This window comes from Pseudomonas sp. AC255 (genome assembly GCF_979258175.1).
On record NZ_OZ409841.1, the window covers coordinates 5,221,673 to 5,238,572 of the forward strand.

At 61.0% G+C, this 16,900-nt stretch carries 15 protein-coding genes and 1 pseudogene; 14 read left to right on the top strand and 2 right to left on the bottom strand.

What is annotated here, in order from left to right; translation table 11 throughout:
- The 5 genes from ACZZ0K_RS23485 to ACZZ0K_RS23505 all read left to right on the top strand — a co-directional run bounded on the left by ACZZ0K_RS23485 (position 1) and on the right by ACZZ0K_RS23505 (position 6,815).
- Positions 1 to 1,785 (top strand): GMC family oxidoreductase, encoded by a 1,785-nt coding sequence (locus ACZZ0K_RS23485; protein ID WP_041476464.1) that lies wholly within the window; start codon positions 1 to 3, stop codon positions 1,783 to 1,785.
- Positions 1,786 to 1,797: 12 nt separating this feature from the next.
- Positions 1,798 to 3,099 carry a c-type cytochrome gene (locus tag ACZZ0K_RS23490; protein ID WP_258707410.1) on the top strand — a complete coding sequence of 434 codons (1,302 nt, stop codon included), beginning with the start codon at positions 1,798 to 1,800 and terminating at the stop codon, positions 3,097 to 3,099.
- Positions 3,100 to 3,173: 74 nt separating this feature from the next.
- Positions 3,174 to 4,232: a PA0069 family radical SAM protein gene (locus tag ACZZ0K_RS23495; protein ID WP_258707409.1), complete on the top strand. Its 1,059-nt coding sequence runs from the start codon at positions 3,174 to 3,176 to the stop codon at positions 4,230 to 4,232.
- 237 nt (positions 4,233 to 4,469) lie between these two features.
- On the top strand, positions 4,470 to 5,198 hold the full coding sequence (locus ACZZ0K_RS23500) for a carbonic anhydrase (RefSeq protein ID WP_016772323.1): 729 nt from the start codon (positions 4,470 to 4,472) through the stop codon (positions 5,196 to 5,198).
- A gap of 90 nt (positions 5,199 to 5,288) precedes the next feature.
- Positions 5,289 to 6,815, top strand: a complete 1,527-nt coding sequence (locus ACZZ0K_RS23505; protein WP_258707408.1) for a SulP family inorganic anion transporter — start codon at positions 5,289 to 5,291, stop codon at positions 6,813 to 6,815.
- Between the two features lie 123 nt (positions 6,816 to 6,938).
- On the opposite strand, the gene ACZZ0K_RS23510 is transcribed toward ACZZ0K_RS23505, so the two are convergent.
- Positions 6,939 to 7,589, bottom strand: coding sequence for a hypothetical protein (locus tag ACZZ0K_RS23510; RefSeq protein ID WP_041476468.1), 651 nt, complete (start codon positions 7,587 to 7,589; stop codon positions 6,939 to 6,941).
- 370 nt (positions 7,590 to 7,959) lie between these two features.
- On the opposite strand from ACZZ0K_RS23510, the gene coxB reads away from it, so the two are divergent.
- The 4 genes and pseudogenes from coxB (at position 7,960) to ACZZ0K_RS23530 (ending at position 12,478) form a co-directional block, all read left to right on the top strand.
- Complete coding sequence (gene coxB / locus ACZZ0K_RS23515) at positions 7,960 to 9,087, top strand: cytochrome c oxidase subunit II (RefSeq protein ID WP_016772326.1); 1,128 nt, start codon at positions 7,960 to 7,962, stop codon at positions 9,085 to 9,087.
- Between the two features lie 211 nt (positions 9,088 to 9,298).
- A pseudogene (locus ACZZ0K_RS23520) lies at positions 9,299 to 10,755 on the top strand (cytochrome c oxidase subunit I).
- 258 nt (positions 10,756 to 11,013) lie between these two features.
- Positions 11,014 to 11,565, top strand: coding sequence for a cytochrome c oxidase assembly protein (locus ACZZ0K_RS23525; RefSeq protein ID WP_016772328.1), 552 nt, complete (start codon positions 11,014 to 11,016; stop codon positions 11,563 to 11,565).
- Between the two features lie 25 nt (positions 11,566 to 11,590).
- Positions 11,591 to 12,478, top strand: a complete 888-nt coding sequence (locus tag ACZZ0K_RS23530) for a cytochrome c oxidase subunit 3 (protein ID WP_217864743.1) — start codon at positions 11,591 to 11,593, stop codon at positions 12,476 to 12,478.
- A gap of 9 nt (positions 12,479 to 12,487) precedes the next feature.
- Here the strand turns inward: ACZZ0K_RS23530 and ACZZ0K_RS23535 are convergent, their stop codons facing one another.
- Entirely contained in the window at positions 12,488 to 12,691 is a 204-nt protein-coding gene (locus ACZZ0K_RS23535; protein WP_056791257.1) for a twin transmembrane helix small protein, read from the bottom strand.
- Positions 12,692 to 12,761: 70 nt separating this feature from the next.
- On the opposite strand from ACZZ0K_RS23535, the gene ACZZ0K_RS23540 reads away from it, so the two are divergent.
- The 5 genes from ACZZ0K_RS23540 to ACZZ0K_RS23560 are packed head-to-tail and all read left to right on the top strand — an operon-like array spanning position 12,762 to position 16,670.
- Positions 12,762 to 13,502: an SURF1 family protein gene (locus ACZZ0K_RS23540; RefSeq protein WP_252885094.1), complete on the top strand. Its 741-nt coding sequence runs from the start codon at positions 12,762 to 12,764 to the stop codon at positions 13,500 to 13,502.
- Positions 13,468 to 14,061, top strand: coding sequence for a hypothetical protein (locus tag ACZZ0K_RS23545; RefSeq protein WP_252885093.1), 594 nt, complete (start codon positions 13,468 to 13,470; stop codon positions 14,059 to 14,061). Before ACZZ0K_RS23540 ends, ACZZ0K_RS23545 begins: the two co-directional genes overlap by 35 nt.
- Positions 14,062 to 14,071: 10 nt before the next feature.
- A complete protein-coding gene (locus tag ACZZ0K_RS23550; protein WP_056791248.1) occupies positions 14,072 to 15,151 on the top strand; it encodes a COX15/CtaA family protein in 1,080 nt (359 codons plus the stop codon).
- Entirely contained in the window at positions 15,139 to 16,038 is a 900-nt protein-coding gene (gene cyoE, locus ACZZ0K_RS23555; RefSeq protein ID WP_095182288.1) for a heme o synthase, read from the top strand. Before ACZZ0K_RS23550 ends, cyoE begins: the two co-directional genes overlap by 13 nt.
- Complete coding sequence (locus ACZZ0K_RS23560) at positions 16,035 to 16,670, top strand: SCO family protein (RefSeq protein ID WP_122748192.1); 636 nt, start codon at positions 16,035 to 16,037, stop codon at positions 16,668 to 16,670. Before cyoE ends, ACZZ0K_RS23560 begins: the two co-directional genes overlap by 4 nt.
- The last annotated feature ends 230 nt before the right edge of the window (positions 16,671 to 16,900 follow it).

Sequence of the window (16,900 nt, forward strand, 5' to 3'; positions counted from 1 at the left end):
ATGGCAACGGTAATGAAGAAGGTTGATGCAGTCATCGTCGGTTTTGGCTGGACTGGCGCGATCATGGCCAAGGAGCTCACCGAGGCGGGTCTGAACGTGCTGGCGCTGGAGCGCGGGCCGATGCAGGACACCTACCCCGACGGCAACTATCCGCAGGTGATCGACGAACTCACCTACAGCGTGCGCAAGAAACTCTTTCAGGACATCTCCAAAGAGACGGTGACCATTCGCCACAGCGTCAACGACATCGCCCTGCCCAACCGCCAGCTGGGCGCGTTCCTGCCGGGGAATGGCGTCGGCGGCGCCGGTCTGCACTGGTCGGGCGTGCACTTTCGTGTCGACCCGATCGAGTTGCGCATGCGCAGCCACTATGAAGAACGCTACGGCAAAAGCTTCATCCCCAAAGACATGACCATTCAGGATTTCGGCGTCAGCTATGAAGAGCTGGAACCGTTTTTCGACTTCGCGGAAAAAGTCTTCGGCACCTCCGGCCAGGCCTGGACGGTGAAAGGCCAACTGGTCGGTCAGGGCAAGGGCGGTAACCCTTATGCGGCGGATCGCTCCAATCCGTTTCCGCTTGAAGCGCAGAAGAACACCGTATCCGCACAGCTGTTCGGCAAAGCGGCCACAGAAGTCGGTTACAAACCCTACAACCTGCCTTCGGCTAATACTTCGGGGCCGTACACCAATCCCTACGGCGCACAGATGGGGCCGTGCAATTTCTGCGGTTTCTGCAGCGGCTACGTCTGCTACATGTATTCCAAAGCCTCGCCGAACGTGAACATTCTGCCGGCGCTCAAGCCCCTGCCGAATTTCGAGCTGCGGCCCAACTCCCATGTGCTGCGGGTCAACCTCGACAGCACGAAAAGCAAAGCCACCGGCGTCACCTACATCGACGGCCAGGGCCGCGAGATCGAGCAGCCGGCGGATTTGGTGATCCTCGGCGCATTCCAGTTGCACAACGTGCGTCTGATGCTGCTGTCCGGGATCGGCAAACCGTACGACCCGATCAGCGGCGAAGGCGTGGTCGGGCGTAACTTCGCCTACCAGAACATGGCCACCATCAAGGCCTTCTTCGACAAGGACACCCACACCAACAACTTCATCGGCGCTGGCGGCAACGGCGTGGCGGTGGACGATTTCAACGCCGACAACTTCGACCACGGCCCGCACGGCTTCGTCGGCGGTTCGCCGATGTGGGTCAACCAGGCTGGCAGTCGACCGATTGCCGGCACCTCGAACCCGCCGGGCACACCGGCCTGGGGCAGCGCATGGAAACGCGCCACCGCCGATTACTACACCCACCAGGTGTCGATGGACGCCCACGGCGCGCATCAATCCTACCGTGGCAACTACCTCGATCTCGATCCGGTGTACCGCGATGCCTACGGCCTGCCGCTGCTGCGCATGACCTTCGACTGGCAGGAAAACGACATCAAGATGAACCGCTTCATGGTCGAGAAAATGGGCAAGATCGCCCAAGCCATGGGCCCGAAAGCCATTGCAGTGATCGGCAAGCAGGTCGGCGATCACTTCAACACCGCCTCGTACCAGACCACCCACCTCAACGGTGGCGCGATCATGGGCACCGATCCGAAGACCAGCGCCCTGAACCGCTATTTGCAGAGCTGGGACGTGCACAACGTATTCGTCCCGGGCGCCTCGGCGTTCCCGCAGGGCCTGGGCTACAACCCGACCGGGCTGGTGGCGGCGCTGACCTACTGGTCGGCAAAAGCGATCCGCGAGCAATACCTGAAAAACCCCGGCCCGCTGGTGCAGGCTTAAGGAGCGATGACCATGAAAACCCTCGTTATCGCCACCGTCGCCCTGCTCGGCAGCACTGCAATTTATGCGGCCGATGTTGATCAAAATCTGATCAAGCAAGGTGAATACCTTGCCCGCGCCGGCGACTGCGTGGCCTGCCACACGGCCAAGGGCGGCAAGCCGTTCGCCGGCGGTCTGCCGATGGAGACGCCGATCGGCACGATCTACTCGACCAACATCACCCCGGACAAGACCGGTCTGGGCGACTACAGCTTCGAAGACTTCGATCAGGCCGTGCGCCACGGTGTGGCCAAAAACGGCAGCACGTTGTACCCGGCGATGCCGTATCCGTCCTACGCGCGGGTCAACCAGGCCGACATGCAAGCGCTGTACGCCTACTTCATGCACGGCGTCGAACCGGTGGCGCAGGAGAACAAGGCCAGCGACATTCCCTGGCCGTTGAGCATGCGCTGGCCGCTGATGGGCTGGCGCTGGCTGTTTGCGCCGAAGGTCGAGGATTACCAGGCCACATCGGCCGATCCGGTGATCGATCGTGGCGCATACCTGGTCGAAGGCCTCGGCCACTGCGGTGCCTGTCATACCCCGCGCGCGCTGACCATGCAGGAAAAATCCCTGAGCGCGGCGGACGGCAGCGAATTCCTCGCCGGCAGTGCACCGCTGGAAGGCTGGATCGCCAAGAGCCTGCGCGGCGATCACAAGGATGGCCTCGGCAGCTGGAGCGAAGAACAACTGGTGCAGTTCCTCAAGACCGGGCGCAGTGATCGCAGCGCAGTGTTCGGCGGCATGAGCGATGTGGTCACCCACAGCATGCAGTACATGAGCGACGCCGACCTCACCGCGATTGCCCGCTATCTCAAATCGCTACCGGCCAATGACCCGGCGGATCAGCCGCATCAGTACGACGAGAAAGTGGCCAAAGCGCTGTGGAACGGCGACGACAGCCAACGCGGCGCGTCGGTGTACATCGACAACTGCGCAGCCTGCCACCGTACCGATGGCCAGGGCTACACCCGGGTGTTCCCGGCGCTGGCGGGCAATCCGGTGCTGCAGACGGATGACCCGACATCGCTGATCCACATCGTGCTCAAGGGCGGGACTTTGCCGGCAACGCACACCGCGCCATCGACCTTCACCATGCCCGGTTTCGCCTGGCGCCTGTCGGATCAGGAAGTGGCAGATGTGATGAGTTTCATTCGTGGCAGCTGGGGCAACAAGGGTGCGCCAGTGAAAGCTGCCGATGTTGCCGAGTTGCGTACGGAGGATATGAAGCAGACCTCCGGTGACGATCTTGGCCAAGTGACGCAACACAACTGACCACTCGCCCGATGGCACTAGCCAGATGAGGATCGCCCCGATACTGTGCGCATATACAGTATCGGGGCGTTTTCATGTCTACTCCATTGCCACCTCGCGGTCGCGGCACCGCAACCAACCCGCACAACCGCTTTGCGCCCAGTCGTTCGGTGGCCGAGGACGATGGCTGGTATCAGGAAGTGCCAGAGACGCAAAACACCGAAGTGATCATCGAGAAGGCCAAATCGATCATCAGCCGCAACACCTCGCCGGATCTGCCCTTCGACCGTTCGCTCAATCCCTATCGCGGCTGCGAACACGGCTGCATCTATTGCTACGCACGGCCCAGCCACGCCTATTGGGACATGTCGCCGGGCCTGGATTTCGAAACCCGGCTGATTGCCAAGACCAATGCCGCCCAGGTCCTCGAGGAACAGCTGAGCAAACCCAGCTATCAATGTGCGCCGATCAATCTCGGTTCCAATACCGACCCGTATCAGCCCATCGAGCGCGAATACAAAATCACCCGTCAGACCCTGGAAGTGCTGCTGCGTTACCGGCATCCGGTGACCATTGTCACCAAAGGTTCGCTGATTCTGCGCGATCTCGATTTGCTGACCGAGTTGGCGCAGCAACGGCTGGTGTCGGTGATGATCAGCTTGACCACGCTGGATGATGAACTCAAACGCACCCTCGAACCGCGCGCCGCAGCGCCCAAGGCACGCCTGCGCGCGATCCGGGTCATGCGCGAAGCAGGCATTCCAGTAGGCGTGCTGTGTTCGCCGATGATTCCGATGATCAATGACAGTGAGATCGAAAGCCTGCTCACCGAGGCCCACGCCGCCGGTGCGCAAAGCGCTGCCTACATGATGCTGCGCCTGCCGCTGGAAGTCGCGCCGCTGTTCGAGGAGTGGTTGCAGGCGCACTATCCGCAACGTGCCGCCCATGTGCTGAGCCTGATCCGCCAGAGTCGCGGCGGCGAACTCTACGACAGCCGTTTCGGTGCGCGCATGCGCGGTGAAGGACCGTTTGCAGACCTGCTCGCACAAAGATTTGCCAAGGCCATCAAAAAGCTTGGCCTGAACAAACGCGAGGGCTATAACCTCGACTGCTCGGCCTTCTGTCCGCCGGGTCGCCAGATGTCGTTGATTTAGCGACAATTGGCTTTGGGTTGACGGGTTGGAATCCTTCCGCCGAAACACGCCAGTCACGTTTTTTGTGACCTGGAACACACGTTCTAGAGCGTTTGATTCAGTTTCAGTTAAGTTTCGGCGGCTACCTTGTTCATCGAGTGACTGACGGGTCGGGATGACCCGGATGGTTTAAACAGCCACTGGCTTCATACCGGAATACCGGGGAAGACTCCCTGAATCCGCACAAGAGGATGAATCATGAGTGACAAGGATAAACAGTCGTTGGCTGCCTCGGCGCAAAGCCCTGAAGCACAATCCGCCGATGCAGCACTGCGACAGATCGTTGATGGCTTTTTACGCTTTCATCATGACGTTTTTCCGCAGCAGGAAGAACTGTTCAAGAAGCTCGCCACCGCTCAGGCGCCCAAGGCGATGTTCATCACTTGCGCCGACTCGCGCATCGTTCCCGAGCTGATCACCCAGAGCTCGCCGGGCGATCTGTTCGTTACCCGTAACGTCGGCAACGTGGTGCCGCCCTACGGTCAGATGAACGGCGGCGTCTCCACCGCGATCGAATACGCGGTACTGGCGCTGGGCGTGCAGCACATCATCATTTGCGGCCACTCCGATTGCGGCGCCATGCGCGCGGTACTCAACCCCGACAGCCTGGAAAAAATGCCGACGGTCAAAGCCTGGCTGCGCCACGCTGAAGTCGCGAAAACCATGGTGCACGACAACTGCAACTGCACCGACGAAAAAGACAGCATGCCGATCCTCACCGAGGAAAACGTCATCGCCCAACTGCAGCACTTGCGTACCCATCCTTCGGTAGCCTCGCGCATGGCGAACGGTCATCTGTTCATCCATGGCTGGGTCTACAACATCGAAACCAGCGAAATCAAAGCTTACGACGCGGACCAGGGTCGTTTCCTGCCTCTCGACGGCAGCCATCCGATTCCTGTGGCGACGCCCAAAGCGCGCTTCTAAATCTTCCCAACAATCTGTGTGGTATGACGCCGGCCGCTGATTCAGCGGTCCGGCCTCGCCACGCCTGAAGAAAACTTCGGGAGAATCGCCATGCGTGCGGCTCAATTGAAAGCTGTGTTGCCACGGGAGCTGCTCGCCTCCGTGGTTGTGTTTCTGGTCGCCCTGCCGCTGTGCATGGGCATCGCGATTGCCTCAGGGCTGCCGCCGGCAAAAGGTCTGATCACCGGCATCATCGGCGGTCTGGTGGTCGGTTGGCTGGCGGGCTCGCCGTTGCAGGTCAGCGGTCCGGCGGCGGGTCTGGCGGTGCTGGTTTTCGAGCTGGTGCGCCAGCATGGCATCGAGATGCTCGGGCCGATCCTGCTGCTCGCCGGTTTTCTGCAACTGGTCGCCGGGCGGCTGAAGCTTGGCTGCTGGTTTCGGGTCACGGCGCCAGCAGTGGTCTACGGCATGCTCGCGGGCATTGGCGTGTTGATTGTGCTCTCGCAAATCCATGTGATGCTCGATGCCAAGCCGCAGCCTTCCGGTCTCGACAACCTCACGGCGTTCCCGGCGGCCGTAGCGCAAGCCTTGCCATCGTTCGGCTGGCAGGCGGGTCTGCTCGGTCTGTCGACGATTGCGGTGATGTGGCTGTGGGAAAAATTCCGCCCGCATTCGCTGCGCTTCATTCCCGGCGCATTGCTCGGTGTGGGTCTGGCCACCGTGGCGAGTCTGCTGCTGGCGTTGCAGGTCAAGCGCGTCGAGGTACCGGCGAACCTGGCCGAGGCGATCGATTGGCTCAAGCCAGCCGACCTGATGAGTCTGGCCGACCCGACACTGCTGATTGCCGCGTTCGCCGTGGCGTTTATCGCCAGTGCCGAAACCCTGTTGTCCGCCGCGGCGGTGGACCGCATGCACAGCGGCGTGCGTTCGGACTTCGACCGTGAACTGTCGGCGCAAGGTGTCGGCAACATGCTCTGCGGTCTGGTCGGCGCGCTGCCGATGACCGGAGTGATCGTGCGCAGTTCGGCCAACGTCCAGGCCGGTGCGACCACGCGCTACTCGACGATTTTCCATGGCCTGTGGCTGCTGGCATTCGTGCTGTTACTGTCGAGCGTGCTGCAAAGCATTCCGGTGGCGAGCCTGGCGGGCGTGCTGGTGTATACCGGTTTCAAACTGGTCGACCTGAAAGCCTTCCGTGGTCTGGGCCGGTACGGGCGGATGCCGATGTTCACCTACGCCGCTACAGCGTTGGCGATCATCTTCACTGACCTGCTCACCGGTGTGCTGATCGGCTTCGGTCTGACCATGTTGAAGCTGGCATTCAAGGCTTCGCGCCTGAAAATCAGCCTGATCGACCTGCCGCAGGACGGCGAAATGGAATTGCGTCTGGTCGGCGCGGCGACGTTCCTCAAAGTACCGGCGCTGACTCAAGTGCTGGGCAGCATTCCCCACGGCACCACGGTGCATGTGCCGCTGAACAACCTGAGCTACATCGACCATTCGTGTCTCGAGTTGCTTGAGGAGTGGGGCCGGGCGAATGCGGCGAAGGGGTCGAAGCTGTTGATCGAATCGCGTGGGTTGAAGCGACGGCTTGAGGGGCGGGTGCGGACCAATACCGGGATTGGCTCAGCCGCTTAAATCTCCGGGTTGACTCGACCCCTGTAGGAGCTGCCGCAGGCTGCGATCTTTTGATCTTGATTTTTAAAAACAACATCAAAAGATCGCAGCCTGCGGCAGCTCCTACATTGGATTGTGTATGACTCAGGCAGCAGGCTGATCCAGCTCAAGCCCCACTCCCAACCGGCGGCTCATGCACGGCCAGCGTTTCCACGCCGCGCCAGTGTCCGGACTGCTGAGTTTTTCGCGGTAGGCTTCTACCGACTCCAAAGCAAAACTCTCTTCGTTGAGCATCTCGTCGATCGCGTGATGCACCGCTTCGTCCAGTTGGTTGGCGAATTCCTCACCGATCAATTGGTGAGCAATCAGGTTGGCGACCGTCATGTCCAAGGGGATCAATGGCTGGCCGAAATGCTTGATGTACAGGTCGTTGACCTCTTCGACAAAACGGTGTGCCAGATAGGCCTCGTCGAGCAGGCTGTCCAGGCCGACGTGCCCAGCCATGATCGCCGGCGGCTGGAGGAAATACTGCTCGGCGATCTTCAGCACCGGTTTGATCTGCGATTCGATTCCCGCTTCCCTGGCGACTTCATTGGCTGCATCCAGCAGGTCCGGCACTTCATCGATGTAGGCGGCGACAAAACGTGTCAGCACGCCCTGGGCGTCGGCTTCCGGCAACTGGATCGCCGGGTGCAGGTGAGGCAGCTTGCTTTCCAGCTGACGGGTCAGCAGGCCGGTGTCTTTTTCGTGCTGTTGGGCTTGTTGGATCTGCTCGCGCAATGCGGCGGTGTTCATGAAAACTCCAGGAAACAAGGCAATGAAATAGGGAAGACATAACTTAGCTGGCTTACGAAAAACGCTAAGACGCATTTGTCATAATTATTTCATCCTTGATGCAGCTGCGTTATATCCATTCGCCACCACTCGTCTGCATCCTTCTCCATTCGGGCACTTGAACGCAAGCGCCGGGTGTTTCAGCTCATTTACGTGCCCGGGTTGCAATTCCCGGGCGCTGTCTATACTCGCCAATGAATGGAGTTAGCTGATGACGCCCGACTGCACCCGCAGCAAGGCCCGGCGATTCAAGTTCGTAGTCTGATGCAGCCGCTCCCTTGCCGCAGGCGATACGCCGGCGGGATAACAAGAACGATAAGGGGAACCCGCAATGATGCGACATCCACATGTCTGGATGGGCCTCCTGTTGTGGTCGATTTTCAGCCCGGCCAACGCGGCATGGACTGTGAATATGGCGCCTGGAGCGACTGAAATCAGTCACGCAGTATTCGACCTGCACATGACCATTTTCTGGATCTGTGTGGTGATCGGGATCATCGTCTTCGGCGCCATGTTCTGGTCGATGATGGTGCACCGCCGCTCTACCGGCCAGGTCGCGGCCAAATTCCACGAAAGCACCGGCGTCGAGATCATGTGGACCATCGTGCCGCTGCTGATTCTGGTGGCCATGGCCGTCCCCGCCACCGCGACGCTGATCAAGATGTACGACACCAGCGAGCCGGACATCGATATCCAGATCACCGGTTATCAGTGGAAGTGGCACTACAAATACCTGGGCCAGGACGTCGAGTTCTTCAGTAACCTGGCCACCCCCGCCGAGCAGATTCACAACAAAGAAGCCAAGGGCGAGCACTACCTGCTCGAAGTCGACAAGCCGCTGGTGCTGCCGATCGGCGCCAAGGTGCGCTTTCTGGTGACCTCCGCCGACGTCATTCACTCCTGGTGGGTGCCGGCATTTGCAGTCAAGCGCGATGCGATTCCCGGGTTCGTCAACGAAGCCTGGACGCGCATCGACAAACCAGGCCTCTACCGTGGCCAGTGCGCCGAATTGTGCGGCAAGGATCACGGCTTCATGCCGATCGTGGTCGAGGTCAAGGAACAGGCCGACTACGAAAAATGGCTCGCCGAGCGCAAGGCCGAGGCCGCGCAGCTCAAAGAACTGACCAGCAAGGAATGGACCCTCGACGAGCTCAAGGAACGCGGCGACAAGGTTTACCACACCACTTGCGTGGCCTGTCACCAGGCTGAAGGCCAGGGCCTGCCGCCGATGTTCCCGGCGCTCAAGGGCTCGAAAATCGCCACCGGGCCGATCAAGGACCACCTGAGCATCGTCTACCACGGCAAACCCGGCACCGCCATGGCGGCGTTCGGCAAACAGCTGTCGGAAGTCGATATCGCAGCGGTCGTGACTTACGAACGTAACGCCTGGGGCAACAACAAGGGCGACATGGTCACGCCAAAAGAAGTGCTGGAGCTGAAACAGGCGGAAAGCAAATGAGCCGGTCAATTGCGTATTCAGTGAACCGGTCAGGGCAGCGCGCCCCGGCCCGCCCCGTCCAACTTCGTAAAGGAGACCGGCCATGAGCGCTGTCATCGATGACCACGGTCACGCCGACCACGCCCACGGCCCCGCCAAAGGCCTGATGCGCTGGGTGCTGACCACCAACCACAAGGACATCGGCACGCTGTACCTGTGGTTTGCCTTCTGCATGTTCCTGCTGGGCGGCTCGTTCGCCATGGTCATTCGCGCCGAGCTGTTCCAGCCCGGCCTGCAGATCGTGCAGCCGGAATTCTTCAACCAGATGACCACCATGCACGGTCTGGTCATGGTGTTCGGTGCGGTGATGCCGGCCTTCGTCGGCCTCGCCAACTGGATGATCCCGCTGATGGTCGGCGCGCCCGACATGGCCCTGCCACGGATGAACAACTTCAGTTTCTGGCTGTTGCCGGCCGCGTTTCTGCTGCTGGTCTCGACCCTGTTCACCCCGGGCGGCGGGCCGAATTTCGGCTGGACGTTCTACGCGCCGCTGTCGACGACTTATGCACCGGAAAGCGTGACGTTCTTCATCTTCGCCATCCACTTGATGGGCATCAGTTCGATCATGGGCGCGATCAACGTAGTCGCGACCATCCTCAACCTGCGCGCACCCGGCATGACCCTGATGAAAATGCCGCTGTTCGTGTGGACCTGGCTGATCACCGCGTTTCTGCTGATCGCAGTGATGCCGGTGCTCGCTGGCTGCGTGACGATGATGCTCATGGACATCCATTTCGGCACCAGTTTCTTCAGTGCTGCCGGCGGGGTGACCCGGTGCTGTTCCAGCATGTGTTCTGGTTCTTCGGCCACCCCGAGGTGTACATCATGATCCTGCCGGCGTTCGGCGCGGTCAGCCAGATCATCCCGACCTTCGCGCGCAAGCCGCTGTTCGGCTACACCTCGATGGTCTACGCCACGGCGAGCATCGCGTTCCTGTCGTTCATTGTCTGGGCGCACCACATGTTCGTGGTCGGCATCCCGCTGGTGGGCGAATTGTTTTTCATGTACGCGACCATGCTGATCGCCGTGCCGACGGGTGTGAAAGTGTTCAACTGGGCGAGCACCATGTGGCAGGGCTCGATGACCTTCGAGACGCCGATGCTGTTTGCCGTGGCGTTCGTCATCCTGTTCTCGATCGGTGGTTTTTCCGGGCTGATGCTGGCGATCGCCCCGGCGGACTTCCAGTACCAGGACACCTACTTCGTTGTCGCGCACTTCCACTATGTGCTGGTGCCCGGGGCGATCTTCGGCATCTTCGCCTCGGCCTATTACTGGCTGCCGAAGTGGACCGGGCACATGTACGACGAAACCCTCGGCAAGCTGCATTTCTGGCTGTCGTTCGTCGGCATGAACCTGACCTTTTTCCCGATGCACTTCGTCGGCCTTGCGGGGATGCCGCGACGGATTCCGGACTACAACCTGCAGTTCGCCGATTTCAACATGGTCTCGTCGATCGGCGCGTTCATGTTCGGCGCCACGCAGATTTTCTTCCTGTTCATCGTCATCAAGACCATCCGTGGCGGCGCACCGGCCCCGGCCAAACCGTGGGACGGCGCCGAAGGGCTGGAGTGGAGCGTGCCGTCGCCGGCGCCGTATCACACCTTCACCACGCCGCCGGAAGTGAAATGAACACCTCCTGTTTTTTGCAATGTGTGCAGAGGCACAGATCCCCAGTGGATGCTCACAGATCTTCTGTGGATGTACACAGATCCCCCGTGGCGAGGGGATTTATCCCCGTTGGGCTGCGCAGCAGCCCCAAAATCTGCAATCGAAATTTATCAGGTAGACCGTGTGCGCTGGATTCAGGGCCGCTTCGCAGCCCAACGGGGATAAATCCCCTCACCACAGCATCACCGGCCACCAGGGAACACGAGGGAGGCATGAACCATGGCTGACTCGATCTCGCTGAAGAAACTCGTCACCCGCCTGTTGCTGGTGGTGGTGGCGATGTTCGTCTTCGGTTTCGCCCTAGTGCCGATCTACGACGTGATGTGCAAAGCCTTCGGCATCAACGGCAAGACCGGCGGCCAGTATGCGGGCGAGCAAGTGGTCGACACCTCGCGCCAGGTGCGCGTGCAGTTTCTCTCGACCAACACCGCCGACATGCCGTGGGACTTTTACCCGAAACACGACGAGCTGACCGCCAATCCCGGCGCGGTGAACGAGATGGTCTTCATCGCACGCAATCCCACCGACAAACCGATGAGTGCGCAAGCGGTGCCGAGTATTGCGCCGAGCAACGCCGCGGCGTTTTTCCACAAGACCGAATGCTTTTGCTTTACCCAGCAGGTGCTGCAGCCCGGTGAACAGATCGAAATGCCGGTGCGTTTCATCGTTGACCGCGACATGCCCAAGGAAGTGAAGCACCTGACGCTGTCCTACACGCTGTTCGATATCACCGCCCGACATCCGCCGGTGGCTGTTAACACTGGCGGTTGAGCGTGGCCGATAAGGAGAACAATAAATGGCAACTCATGAGCATTATTACGTCCCGGCCCAGAGCAAATGGCCGATCATCGCCACGCTCGGGATGTTCGTCACCGTGTACGGCCTCGCCACCTGGTTCAACGATCTCAAGGCCGCACGCCCGGACTCCCACGGCCCGCTGATCTTTTTCGTCGGCGGCCTGCTGCTGGCGTACATGCTGTTCGGCTGGTTCGGTGCGGTGATCAAGGAAAGTCGCGCGGGGCTGTACAGCCCGCAGCTGGACCGCTCGTTCCGCTGGGGCATGAGCTGGTTCATCTTTTCCGAGGTGATGTTCTTCGTCGCCTTCTTCGGCGCGCTGTTCTATGTGCGCCATGTGTCCGGGCCGGCGCTGGGCGGTGAGGGGCCGAAAGGCATCGCGCACATGCTCTGGCCGAACTTCGAATTTGTCTGGCCGCTGCTGCACACACCTGATCCGAAACTGTTCCCGCCGCCAAAAGAAGTCATCAGCCCGTGGGGCCTGCCGCTGATCAACACCATTCTGCTGGTCAGCTCCAGCGTGACCATCACCATCGCCCACCATGCGCTGAAGAAAGGCCATCGCGGCGCACTGAAACTGTGGCTGGCGATCACCGTACTGCTGGGCGTCGCGTTCCTCGGTTTCCAGGCGGAAGAGTACATCCATGCCTACAAAGAGCTGGGGCTGACCCTCGGCTCGGGCATCTACGGCGCGACGTTCTTCATGCTCACCGGATTCCACGGCGCCCACGTGACCATCGGCACGATCATCCTGTTCGTGATGCTGATGCGCATCATGAAGGGCCACTTCGACAACGAGCACCAGTTCGGTTTCGAGGCGGCGAGCTGGTACTGGCACTTCGTCGATGTGGTGTGGATCGGTTTGTTCTTCTTCGTTTACGTCCTCTGACTGCTGGCGCTACCAGGGCGCATGGGACACCAACTGGCCGCTGTAGAAACCCCAGGCCATCAGGCCGACGGTGCCCACGGCCAGTGCCACCCGAACACTCAAGGCGATGACCAGGCGATTGGAGCTGCTGTCGTCCTTGACCAGGAAAAACAGGCCGCTGAACAGGCTGACGACCGTGGCAATCAGCATCAGGACGATCGCTGCTTTGAACATGGCAAGACTCCGGGGGACAGGCGATGCAATTGAGTATAGCGATCGCGATGACTGACTTTATGGCGCGCCCATGAAGCGCTTTCGCCCGGGCGTGATTCCCACTGTCGTGGTGGCGCTGTTGCTGCCGCTGATGGTTGCGCTGGGCTTCTGGCAACTGGGCCGGGGCGCGGAGAAAACCGCGCTGCTGGCCAGTTATGCCGAACGTCGCGTGGCCGAACCGCTGGCCAGCAGTGAACTGCTCGGCAACGCCGACCCGGCTTACCGCCGCGTGCGCCTGCACGGCCAGTTCGACCCCGCCCATACCCTGTTGCTCGACAACCGCCAGCGTGGCGGCAAGGTCGGCGTTGAATTGCTGCAACCGTTTCAGGATCAACGCAGCGGTCTGTGGCTGCTGGTCAATCGCGGCTGGCTGCCTTGGCCCGACCGGCGTGTGCCGCCGCAATTTACAACACCCGCCGAGACGCTGACGCTCGACGCCTGGGTCTACGTCGCTCCCGGCGCGACGTTCCAGTTGCACGCCGATCCGGCCAGCAATGCCTGGCCGCAAACCATTACCGCCGTCGAGCCGGGCAAATTGTGGCGAACCCTGGAGCGCGACGGCTTCGCCTACGAATTACGCGCCGAACCCGGCCCGGTCAGCTATCAGACCGATTGGCCGGTAGTCGCGATGGGGCCGGAAAAACACCTCGGCTACGCCGTGCAATGGTTCGCCATGGCCACGGCCCTGCTTGGGCTCTACCTCTATTTCGGCTGGCACCACGCAAAGGAGAAACGCCATGGGAAGCGCCATGAATCCACCCAGCATGTCTGAGGCCAAACCTGCCCCCAGCCGCCGGCGCGGGCGCATTCAGTTGTTGCTGATCGTGCTTGGCGTGGTCGGGCCGATGCTGCTCGCCACCGGCATGTACAAATTGCAGTTCTGGGTGCCGGAAGGACGCAGCTATCACGGCGAGCTGATCGGCAACGGCCAGACCCGCGCCGACCTCGGCGTGCAGGCCGATGAGCAGCGCTGGCAGATTCTGGTCACGGCGCCGAAGGATTGCGCCGTCGATTGCCAGCAACTGGTTTATCTGGCGCGGCAGATCCAGATCAGCCTCGGCCGCGAAGCCGGCCGCGCCAGCCACGCCCTCGCCGCCGCGCAACCACTGAGCGCCGATTACGCCGCCAAGCTCGACCGTGAATATCCGCAGCTGCAGCGCTATCCGCTGGATGCCGGGGTGTTCAACAAGACCACCGGCGACAAAGCCGTGCCGCAGCTGTGGATCGTCGACCCGCACGGCAATCTGGTGCTGCGTTACGAGCCGAATGTGAAGGGCAAGGATCTGCTTAACGACCTGCGGCATCTGCTGAAACTGTCGAACATCGGATGAGGGCATCGTCATGGCCAAACCTGGATTTCGCCTCGCGCTGTTTGCCACCCTGCTGGCACTGATTGTAGTGCTGCTCGGCGCCTACACCCGCCTGACCCATGCCGGCCTCGGCTGCCCGGACTGGCCAGGCTGCTACGGCTTTATCAGCGTGCCGAAAAGCGAAGCGCAACTGGCCCATGCCGAACTGCACTTCCCTGACGCGCCAGTGGAGGCGCACAAGGGCTGGAACGAGATGATTCACCGCTACTTCGCCGGCACCCTCGGTTTGCTGATTTCAGTGCTGGCCGGGCGCGCGTGGGTCAACCGGCGCCATCCGGGCCAGCCGCTGAAACTGCCGCTGTTTCTGCTGGCGGTGGTCATCGCCCAAGCGGCGTTCGGTATGTGGACGGTGACGCTCAAGCTCTGGCCACAAGTGGTCACCGGACATTTGCTCGGCGGCTTTGCCACGTTGAGTCTGCTGTTTCTGTTGACGCTGAGGTTATCCGGCGTGCTGCCGGCGCTGACGGTACCGAAGCGCCTGCAATATTGGGCGACGGCGGGGCTGCTGCTGGTGATCGGCCAGATCGCCTTGGGCGGCTGGGTCAGTTCCAACTACGCAGCGGTGGCCTGCATCGACTTCCCCACCTGCCACGGCCAATGGCTGCCGCCGGCGGACTTCGCCAACGGTTTCCACCTGACCCAGCACATCGGCCCGAATTATCTCGGCGGACAACTCGATAGCGATGCACGCACGGCGATTCACCTGACTCACCGCATCGGCGCTTTGCTGGTGACGGTCGTACTGCTCGGTCTGGCCTGGCAGTTGAAAGTGGTGGGCATGACCCGACTGGCCGGTTTGCTGCTGATCGCCCTTGCGGCGCAGATCACCCTCGGCATCAGCAACGTGCTGTTTCATCTGCCGCTGCCGGTGGCCGTCGCCCATAACGCTGGCGGTGCGGCGCTGTTGCTGACTCTGGTGCTGGTCAATTATCACGCCCGCACCAGCCTGCTGCGGGTGAGCCAACCGGTGCTGGCGCGCTGGCGCTTGAGTGCGCACAAACCTGCCGTTGCGCCCATCGCATTGAAAGGAGAAACGCCATGGCGAGTCTGATCGGCGAGCGTGCGGCGCAAGCGCTGTGGCGCGATTATCTGGAGCTGACCAAACCGAAAGTCGTGGTGCTGATGCTGATCACCTCGCTGGTCGGCATGTTCCTCGCCACCCGCGCGGGCGTACCGTGGACAGTGCTGGTGTTTGGCAATCTGGGCATTGCGTTGTGTGCCGGCGGTGCGGCGGCGGTCAATCATGTGGTCGATCGGCGTATCGATGCGGTAATGGCGCGCACGCACAAACGTCCCTTGGCCGAAGGCCGGGTTTCACCTGCGGCGGCGCTGACCTTCGCTTTGGTGCTGGCGCTGCTCGGTCAGGCGCTGCTGCTGACTTTCACCAATCAGCTGACCGCGTGGCTGACCCTCGCCTCGCTGCTCGGTTACGCGGTGGTCTACACCGGTTTTCTCAAGCGTGCGACGCCGCAGAACATCGTCATCGGCGGCCTCGCTGGCGCCGCGCCACCGCTGCTCGGCTGGACCGCCGCCACCGGTCATGTCAGCGCCGAACCGCTGTTGCTGGTGCTGATCATCTTCGCCTGGACCCCGCCGCATTTCTGGGCGCTGGCGATTCATCGCAAGGAGGAATACGCCAAGGCCGACATTCCGATGCTGCCGGTGACCCATGGCGAGCACTACACCAAAGTACACATTCTGCTCTACACCTTCGCGCTGCTGGCGGTGAGTCTGCTGCCGTACGTGATTCACATGAGCGGCATGTTGTATCTGGTCTGTGCGCTGGCGTTGGGCGCAAGGTTTCTGCAATGGGCCGTGGTGCTGTACCGTGGCACTCGGCCGCACGCGGCGATCAATACCTTCAAGTACTCTATTTATTACTTGTTCCTGTTGTTCATCGCCCTGCTCGTAGACCACTACTTACTGTTGAACCTATGACCCGAACCCAGAAAACCGTCTTCATCCTCGTCGCCGTGATCGCGCTGATCCTCGGGCTTACCGTGAATAAAGTGCTGAACGGCAAAGGCCAGGGCGATCCGACTGCGCTGATCGACGCCGGGATCATTCTGCTGCCGCAGAGCCGCAACCTGCCGGACGTGACCATGACCGATCAGGACGGCAAACCGGTTGCCATCGATGAGTTGAAAGGCAAGTGGAGTCTGTTGTTCTTCGGCTACACCTTCTGCCCGGACATCTGCCCGACCACCCTGGCGCAACTGCGACAGATCAAGAGTGAACTGCCGAAAGAGGCTGTGGACAAGTTGCAGATCGTACTGGTCAGCGTGGACCCCAACCGCGATACGCCGAAGCAGTTGAAGCAGTATCTGGGCTACTTCGATCCGCAGTTCATTGGCCTGACGCCTTCATCTATCGAAGAGCTGCAGAAGGTGGCGAATGCGGTGAGCATTCCGTTCATTCCGGCTGATACCAGCAAGCCGAATTACACGGTGGACCATAGCGGCAATCTGGCGGTGATCGGGCCGGATGGTACGCAGCGTGGGTTTATTCGGGCGCCGTTGAATAACACCAAACTGGTGGCGCAATTGCCGGTGATGCTCAACCGCAAATAAACGCAGAAAGCGAAAAGCCCCTCACCCTAACCCTCTCCCAGAGGGAGAGGGGACTGATTGGGGGATGCTGAAGCAATACGCCGACTTGTAAGCGCTGTGCTGAATCCATAATCGACTGGATCTTTCAGGTCGATGCATAGCGCCAGACACCTCGGTCGGCCCCCTCTCCCTCTGGGAGAGGGCTGGGGTGAGGGGCAGCTTCACAGCAGGTCCAAAGCCAGACACCAGAC

Excerpts from the sequence above, each read along its gene's own strand:
- ACZZ0K_RS23495 (WP_258707409.1), top strand. The coding sequence starts at position 3,174 with ATGTCTACTCCATTGCCACCTCGCGGTCGCGGCACCGCAACCAACCCG.
- ACZZ0K_RS23505 (WP_258707408.1), top strand. The coding sequence starts at position 5,289 with ATGCGTGCGGCTCAATTGAAAGCTGTGTTGCCACGGGAGCTGCTCGCC.
- ACZZ0K_RS23545 (WP_252885093.1), top strand. The coding sequence starts at position 13,468 with ATGGGAAGCGCCATGAATCCACCCAGCATGTCTGAGGCCAAACCTGCC.
- ACZZ0K_RS23530 (WP_217864743.1), top strand. The coding sequence starts at position 11,591 with ATGGCAACTCATGAGCATTATTACGTCCCGGCCCAGAGCAAATGGCCG.
- ACZZ0K_RS23540 (WP_252885094.1), top strand. The coding sequence starts at position 12,762 with ATGAAGCGCTTTCGCCCGGGCGTGATTCCCACTGTCGTGGTGGCGCTG.
- cyoE (WP_095182288.1), top strand. The coding sequence starts at position 15,139 with ATGGCGAGTCTGATCGGCGAGCGTGCGGCGCAAGCGCTGTGGCGCGAT.
- ACZZ0K_RS23490 (WP_258707410.1), top strand. The coding sequence starts at position 1,798 with ATGAAAACCCTCGTTATCGCCACCGTCGCCCTGCTCGGCAGCACTGCA.
- ACZZ0K_RS23550 (WP_056791248.1), top strand. The coding sequence starts at position 14,072 with ATGGCCAAACCTGGATTTCGCCTCGCGCTGTTTGCCACCCTGCTGGCA.
- ACZZ0K_RS23500 (WP_016772323.1), top strand. The coding sequence starts at position 4,470 with ATGAGTGACAAGGATAAACAGTCGTTGGCTGCCTCGGCGCAAAGCCCT.
- ACZZ0K_RS23510 (WP_041476468.1), bottom strand. The coding sequence starts at position 7,589 with ATGAACACCGCCGCATTGCGCGAGCAGATCCAACAAGCCCAACAGCAC.
- ACZZ0K_RS23535 (WP_056791257.1), bottom strand. The coding sequence starts at position 12,691 with ATGTTCAAAGCAGCGATCGTCCTGATGCTGATTGCCACGGTCGTCAGC.
- ACZZ0K_RS23485 (WP_041476464.1), top strand. The coding sequence starts at position 1 with ATGGCAACGGTAATGAAGAAGGTTGATGCAGTCATCGTCGGTTTTGGC.
- ACZZ0K_RS23560 (WP_122748192.1), top strand. The coding sequence starts at position 16,035 with ATGACCCGAACCCAGAAAACCGTCTTCATCCTCGTCGCCGTGATCGCG.
- coxB (WP_016772326.1), top strand. The coding sequence starts at position 7,960 with ATGATGCGACATCCACATGTCTGGATGGGCCTCCTGTTGTGGTCGATT.
- ACZZ0K_RS23525 (WP_016772328.1), top strand. The coding sequence starts at position 11,014 with ATGGCTGACTCGATCTCGCTGAAGAAACTCGTCACCCGCCTGTTGCTG.